Source organism: Flavobacterium amylolyticum (genome assembly GCF_048284335.1).
Classification (GTDB): Bacteria; Bacteroidota; Bacteroidia; order Flavobacteriales; family Flavobacteriaceae; genus Flavobacterium.
The window spans coordinates 478,517-486,079 of record NZ_JBLVPG010000003.1; the positions used below are offsets into that span (position 1 = coordinate 478,517).

The following is a 7,563-nucleotide window of genomic DNA, read 5'->3' on the forward strand; positions in this document are numbered from 1 at the left end:
AGCCTCGTAAATTATTTCACGATCATAAACTCCGAACGCCTGTTGAGCGCATGTTCTAATTCTGTGCATTTTTCTTGACAGTCAATTTTAGCATCTGATTCTCCAAAACCTTTGCCTGATATTCTATCTACACTAATTCCTTTTGAAACAATATATGCTACAGTAGCATTCGCTCTTCGTTGTGAAAGATTTAAATTATAGGTATGTGTACCTCTTGTATCCGTATGAGCCTTAACAAAAATTTTGAGTTTGTCATTTTGCGACAATACATACACTAATTTATCGAGTTCAATTGCACCTTTCTTGGTAACATTACTTTTATTGTATGTGAAATAAATAGGTTTCAAAATAATTTCTGTATCAGTCACAATCACATCAATTGGGTCAATTGTGGCATCAACAATAATTTTTTCGCCATTAATCTTAGTAACTGGAAACGATTTAGAAATATAGCCATCTTTAAATACTCCTATGGTATATGATTTTTGACATTTTACTGTATAGAGCACTTCACCCTTCCCATTAGTTGTTTTAGTGTCTAAAATTGTCTTTATTGAATCTAGAATAACTACTCTAGAATTATCCAATAACTTTCCTGTTTTAGCATCTTTTACGACAGTAAGAATCTGTCCTTCACATACTGGTATCGCACCGTAAATATGATCAATACCACTCCGATTACTGGATAAATATCCAATATTTTTTTCCTTATTAATAGTAAAGGCAAAATCATTCTTCTCAGAATTTACTGGCTTTCCAAGATTATAAGGCTCTGCTCCTTTTTTCAAATTAACCGAAAAAATATCATAACCGCCAAAACCCGTCAATCCATTTGATGAAAAGTACAAAATTGAATCATCCGAAACAAAAGGAAAATTCTCATCACCGAGTGTGTTAATTTTATCTCCTAAATTTTCCGGAGTTCCAAAAGTCCCGTCGCTATTCACAATTACTTTCCAGATATCAGTTCCCCCTACTGAACCTACCATATTGGAAGCAAAATAAAGAATTTTGCCTTCTTTGTCTATAGATGGATTACCCACAGAATAACTTTTACTGTTGAATGGCAACGGGGTTATATCGCCCCATTTACCATTTTTTTTAATTGCTTTGTAAAGACTAACCTGACCAAACTTCAGTTTAGTGTCTTTTGCTTTTTCAAAAAGTTTATCTTGAAAACTTTCACTCGAAAAATACATAACGTTACCTTCTTTAGTCATTGTAACCGGGCCTTCATGAAACCTAGTATTTAATTCATTAACAGGAATTGGCTCTGAATAACTCCCATCAGCATTATAAGTAGATTGGTAAATATCCAAAAAGGGTTCATCATTCCAACCATAAATTTTATTACTCTCGTTTCTAGCACTTACAAAATAAAGTTGATTTCCAGACAGTATAGCCCCAAAGTCAGACCTTTTAGAATTTAATGAAATTTTATTCACCTCAAAAAGTTTTTCCGTATTGTTTAATTTCGTAAGATAATTTGGATCTTTATTAAATGCAATAGCACGTTGATCACTGGGTGCCATATTTGCAAATATTTTCATTTGAACATTTGATTCCGCATATTTCCCATTAGATTTAAGCATTTGAGCATATCTATAATGGGTATTGGTGTCTTGCTGGGTTTTTAACGCTTCGGCATACCACTTTTCAGATTCTACGGAATTATTCATGTTATAATAACAATTTCCGAGTTGCTTGCTGACATAAGGATCTGAATTTCCATTTTTTACTAGAGTCAGATACTCCGCAACAGCTTTGCCATATTCGAAACTTTCAACTAATTTATCTGCTTTTTTAGTCTCTTTATTTTGTGCCATAACTGCGAAACTGGTAAGCACCAAAAACAATAAAATTATATTTTTTTTCATCAAGTAGAGTGATTAAATTTTTAGAAAAATCTAGGAGAACGGGATACTTTTTTAGTTTCAAATAAATCATAAAGTAATAGAAACTCATGTGAAGAGGGTGCAGTTACTCTCAAGTCAGAAACAATATGATCATAAGCATATCCAATTCTTAATTCAGGAGTAACGGCGAAATTAATCATCCCACCAAAACTATCTTGCAATCTATAAGTAGCGCCAATTTCGAATTTTTCTTGAAATAAAAAATTAGCTGAAAGATCTAAAGAAGGAGTTACGTTAAATGCAGATTTTAACATTATAGAAGGCTTAAATTTCAATTCATAATTTAAGTCAAAAATATATCCAGCAGTTAAAAAATAGTGCGATACATCAGATCCATATTCACGCCCGTTATAATCTAAATGTGCTGATTTAATCATATTAGGAATCGATAATGAAACGTAATATTTGTCCGTATAATAAAACAATCCTGATCCTAAATTCAATGCCGTATTATTAATATCCTCTCCAAAAACACCTTCGTTGGGATCTGGTAAACTCGATTGAATATCTCTAAGTCCTACTTTATGGAAAGACACACCAGCTTTTAGTCCAAATGCTAATCGTTGAGTATCCCCTAATTTCAAAGTATACGAGAAATCTCCAAATACATTTTGTTCTGTTACTGGCCCAACTTTATCTGAAATAAAGGATATTCCAACACCTACATTCCTTCCTGCAGGCGTATGTGCTGAAAAAGTAAAAGAAGCTGGCGAATCTTCTATGTTAACCCATTGTTTTCTATACAATAGACCCAAAGACAGACTCTCTTTGGAACCGGCATAGGCTGGATTTATAACATTCATATTATACATATATTGGGTATAATGTGGATCTTGTTGCGCTTTTACATCCATAAATATAAGGAGAGTAAAAAGAGACATCAATAGTATTTTGTTCATATCTATATATTTTTCGGTTTGTGAGTCTACTAAATGTTGAGCACTAATAGATCTTTTATTTACTGTTTTTCTCTGATTAGATAAATCCAACCTGTAGTTGACTCACCACTATTAAACTCTATAACATAGTAATAAGTCGCACTTGGAAGTTCTTCCCCTTTGTTAGACTGTCCGTTCCATTGATCTGTATAATTAGATTGGCTGTACACCTTTATACCATATCTATTAAATACCTCCAGTTTTTTTACACTCATTGATCTTAAATCAAAAAAGTCATTCGAACCATTTCCATCCGGTGAAATTCCTTTTTGCATATTACAATAAATAGATTCAACAACTATATTACCAGATGTCTCACAACCAGTATTTACTGAAGTTACTGTAAGTGTATATGCTACAGGAAATACAACTTGTCCACCTGGAGTTGAAGCGATAACATTCGTAACATTTAATACATTTGAATTAGTTCCCACTGGATTTCCGAATTTATCTTTCCATTGATACGACACATTATTGGGATCATAGGTTCCTGATATTGGATTAGCGGTTAAAGTATATTCTTTATTTTCACAATCACCAACAGTTTCAAATTGAATTTGTGGAGGAATAGCATTTATAGTCAGTACTGAACCTACCGCTATACACGCTACACTATTTGTAAATCGCACACTTATTGTATATCTACCAGGTGCCAAATTAGTAAAAACAGCACTATCTTGGTATGTATTCCCTACACTGTACTGAACATTAGTCTGACCCGTAATTTCAATGCTACCGGAAGGAATCAAGCAGGTTGGCTGGATAATTTTAAACAAACTTGGCGTCATAGGTAAAGCAGGAAGTGGATCAATAATCACCTTTATACTACTTTGTACTGAACAAGTAGGATCAGCTATATTTCTAACATATAAAGTGTAAGTATTAGGTCCCAAGCCTGTAAAACTATTTGAAGTTTGAAAAGCAGTTCCATTCAAACTATATTCAACACCAAGTTGAGAAGCTATTACTATCGTTCCAGATGGAACAGCACATGTCGGCTGAACAATACTTGTTGTTGTAGGAACAGTAGGAGAAGTTGGAATCACATTTATAGTTACCATTGATACTGATGACTTGAGACAAGTGGCATCAATTGTACTTCTTATATACAAGGTATAACTATTTGGAGGTAGCCCAGTGAAGGTGTTAGAAACTTGAAATGCAATTCCATCCAAACTGTATTCTACTCCCGGTTGTGTTGTTATTACGATTGCCCCGGTTGGAGAAGCACAAGTTGGCTGAACTACACTCGCTGCTGTAGGTGTAAGTAATATTTGTATTGCATTAATTGTGATAACTGATGCCGATTGAGCTGTACATGTTCCATCTGTTATATTTCTCACATATAATGTATAATTATTAGGTGTCAATCCTGAAAAAGTATTGGAAACTTGGTATGTCGTCCCATTTAAGCTATACTCTACCCCTGATTGTGTTCGGATTGAAATACTTCCTGATGGCACTGCACAAGTTGGCTGAACTAAGCTAGCCGTAGTTGGAACAATTGGAGGGGCTGGAATCAGATTAATCGAAATTGTCGAGGAGGAAGTAGTTAGACAAGTAGTGTCCGTTGTATTTCTTACATATAATGTATAGTTATTAGGTGCCAATCCTGAAAAAATATTAGATGCTTGATAGGTCGTACCATTCAAACTATACTCTACTCCAGATTGTGTGGTGATTGAAATACTCCCCGACGGTATTGCACAAGTTGGTTGAACTACACTAGATTTTGTTGGTACAACTGGTGGAGTTGGAACTGCATTAATCGTAATTGGGGTTGCAGATGGAGTCACGCAAGTGGCATCCGCCGTTTTTCTTACATATACTGTGTAGCTATTAGGTATTAATCCTGGAAAAATATTAGACGTTTGATAAGTCGCTCCATTTACACTATACTCTACTCCTGTTTGTGTAGTAATTGAAATAGTTCCTGATGGTACAGCACAAGTTGGCTGAACAACACTAGACGCAGTTGGAACAAGTGGGGGATTTGGAGCAGCATTGATAACAACTGAAATGTTAGATGGAGTCACACAAGTGGTATCTGCTAAATTTCTCACATACAATGTGTAACTATTGGCAGTCAATCCTGAAAAAGTATTGGATACTTGATAGGTTGTTCCATTTATACTATACTCCACCCCTGATTGTGTTGTAATTGAAATAGTTCCTGATGGTACTGCACAAGTGGGTTGAACAACACTAGACGTTGTTGGAACAAGTGGAGGATTTGGAGTAGTATTGATAATCACTGAAGTGTTAGATGCCGTCACACAAGTAGCATCTGCTAAATTTCTTACATACAATGTGTAACTATTGGCAGTCAATCCTGAAAAAGTATTGGATGCTTGATAAACTGTTCCATTTATACTATACTCCACCCCTGATTGTGTTGAAATTGAAATACTTCCCGATGGAACAGCACAAGTTGGCTGAGCAACACTAGCAGTTGTTGGTGTAACTGGTGGAGTTGGAACTGCATTAATAATGATACTAGATGATGAGGAAGTCACACATCCGGTGTCCGCTATATTTCTTACAAATAACGTATAGCTATTTGGCGTCAAACCTGAAAAAACATTGGATGTTTGGTACGCTATCCCGTTTAAGCTATACTCTACCCCTGATTGTGTTGAAATAGAAATACTTCCTGACGGCATACCACAAGTAGGCTGAACAACACTAGAAGTTGTTGGGGTAGAAACAAAATTCATCATGACATTTGCTTCTGAATAACAAGGAGTTAATGCAGCTGAAGAGACTATAACTGGATTTGGATCTTTTAAATTATAATCTACTGCTCCATTCCCATAATCCAAACTACTGGTCCGTTCAGGACTTAAAAAGGAATTTGCAACTACAAAATTAGTTTCATCTTGGTCAGCTACAGTCATGGCAAAAAATTTAATGTCACCTGTTGTATAACCCAAAAGTGATTTCAAAATTTCAACTTCAAAACCTAAATTATAGTCATTAATACCTGTATTATTCTTGTTTACCCCCATAACAGAAGATGGGATTCCCGTACTAGCATTTCCTAAATTTGTTTTAATAGAATTTCCTGTTTTTAATTCAATTATATCTGAAATATAATTGGTTTCCCCAGCATCTGTTCCAATAACAAGACAATAATCTGCTTGGAAATATGAATCAAAAATATTTGAGGAATTATTAAAAAAGTTAAATCCATTTACTAAAGGAATAGGTCCAGTTTCATCACCATAATTTGAAACATTAAAACCTCCAACTTTTGTATCAAGAAATAATAAAATCCTTCTATTACTCAATGATTTTCCAGCGATTCCAAAAACTAATTTGTCCTCTGTAGAACTAATTTTTAGCGAATTAATATAACCCGTTGTTGAATTTGGGGACAACGGTGCAGACAAAAAATTATCTTCTAAAGATCCTGTTCCCCATGCTTTTTCAATTATATTTCCATCAAAAACTACCGCAAACCGTGTACGTACTCTAACCACCTGACCATCTGTTAAAGTACTAGTAACAAACATTTTATTAGTTGACATAGCTTGTTTAACAACACCATCTACAGAAAATTCAAATAAATCACCTCCACCTGTTGCAGTAAAAGTGACAGATTTACCTAAACATAAAGGCGCAGATGGGTTATTAGCTGGAGAAGCCGTTAATGATACAGCTGGAGGAACAATATAAACTGAAGCAACTACAGGAATACGAGTACTAATATCGTTTCCCAATCTACTTTGGACATAATAGGTACGAGTAGTACTTATGCTAGGGCTATAAATACTTCCTGTAAATATTGGTATTACAGAAGATTGTGAAACAAACCATTCAATAGTTTCGTTACCATTTACTCCAAATGCATAAACATTAATTTGTACAGGATTAATACCATTACCACAAGAACTCCCTGCGGTGGTAATAGGAGGCGGCAAAATAGCTAGAATTCTGGAGCTTCTTGCAGCTCTTGTTTTTTTTTCCTTTTTCTTTATAGTATCAGATGAAATTAATTTAGAAGATAACTTAAAATTTAAATTATTAAAACTCAAATTATTTTTAAAATTTTTAGCGTTTAAAGAATAACCTGACAGTAAATGAAACAGCAAAAATAAAAGTAAAATTTTCCTCATAAACAAAATTTTGTAGTTAATATACAATAATGTATAATTCAATAAATAAAAGTAAAGTTTTATTTTCATTGAACAAATCATATTTTAATAAAAAATTAACCAATTAAAATCTAAAAATCTAAAGTGCTAGTTATTCAACGAATATGTGATTTTATATTTTAAACACATCACGTTTAGCTTTAAAAAACATAAGTAAATACATATTTTTAAAATTTAAAAGACAAAATCACTTTTATAAATTTCTTGTTTTGATTTAAAATTCACAAATAAAGTTAAACCTCATATAATATAACACAAGACTCAAAGTATAAAATCTAAAAATAAATTAAATATTTTAAAATTAAAAATTTTACATAACATACACGAAAAAACATATAAATATTCTGACACTTTTGAGTATTAATAATGTTATACTTTCTCGAGGAATTATTTATGTGGAAAATTTGTCAAAATTAATTGTTATTATTTTAAAAAAGGGCAAAAAAAAACCTATTCAAATAAATGAATAGGTTTCTTTAAAGAAAGGCGACGACATACTCTCCCACATAACTGCAGTACCATCTGCGCAGGCGGGCTTAACTACTCTGTTCG

Annotated in this window: 3 protein-coding genes; all 3 read right to left on the reverse strand. The window is 33.4% G+C overall.

All coding sequences use genetic code 11. From position 1 onward, the window contains the following. Positions 1–11: 11 nt before the first annotated feature. From ACNQF9_RS13080 to ACNQF9_RS13090, 3 genes are read right to left on the reverse strand one after another with little or no spacing between them, the layout of a single operon-like run. Positions 12–1,877 carry an OmpA family protein gene (locus ACNQF9_RS13080; RefSeq protein ID WP_417990353.1) on the reverse strand — a complete coding sequence of 622 codons (1,866 nt, stop codon included), beginning with the start codon at positions 1,875–1,877 and terminating at the stop codon, positions 12–14. A gap of 20 nt (positions 1,878–1,897) precedes the next feature. Continuing rightward, complete coding sequence (locus tag ACNQF9_RS13085; protein WP_417961227.1) at positions 1,898–2,815, reverse strand: PorP/SprF family type IX secretion system membrane protein; 918 nt, start codon at positions 2,813–2,815, stop codon at positions 1,898–1,900. Positions 2,816–2,874: 59 nt separating this feature from the next. Beyond that, positions 2,875–6,972: a T9SS type B sorting domain-containing protein gene (locus tag ACNQF9_RS13090; protein WP_417990354.1), complete on the reverse strand. Its 4,098-nt coding sequence runs from the start codon at positions 6,970–6,972 to the stop codon at positions 2,875–2,877. Positions 6,973–7,563: the final 591 nt, after the last annotated feature.

What these genes read in the sequence shown, in the direction of transcription:
- ACNQF9_RS13090 (WP_417990354.1), bottom strand. Translation starts at nt 6,972, where the DNA reads ATGAGGAAAATTTTACTTTTATTTTTGCTGTTTCATTTACTGTCAGGT.
- ACNQF9_RS13085 (WP_417961227.1), bottom strand. Translation starts at nt 2,815, where the DNA reads ATGAACAAAATACTATTGATGTCTCTTTTTACTCTCCTTATATTTATG.
- ACNQF9_RS13080 (WP_417990353.1), bottom strand. Translation starts at nt 1,877, where the DNA reads ATGAAAAAAAATATAATTTTATTGTTTTTGGTGCTTACCAGTTTCGCA.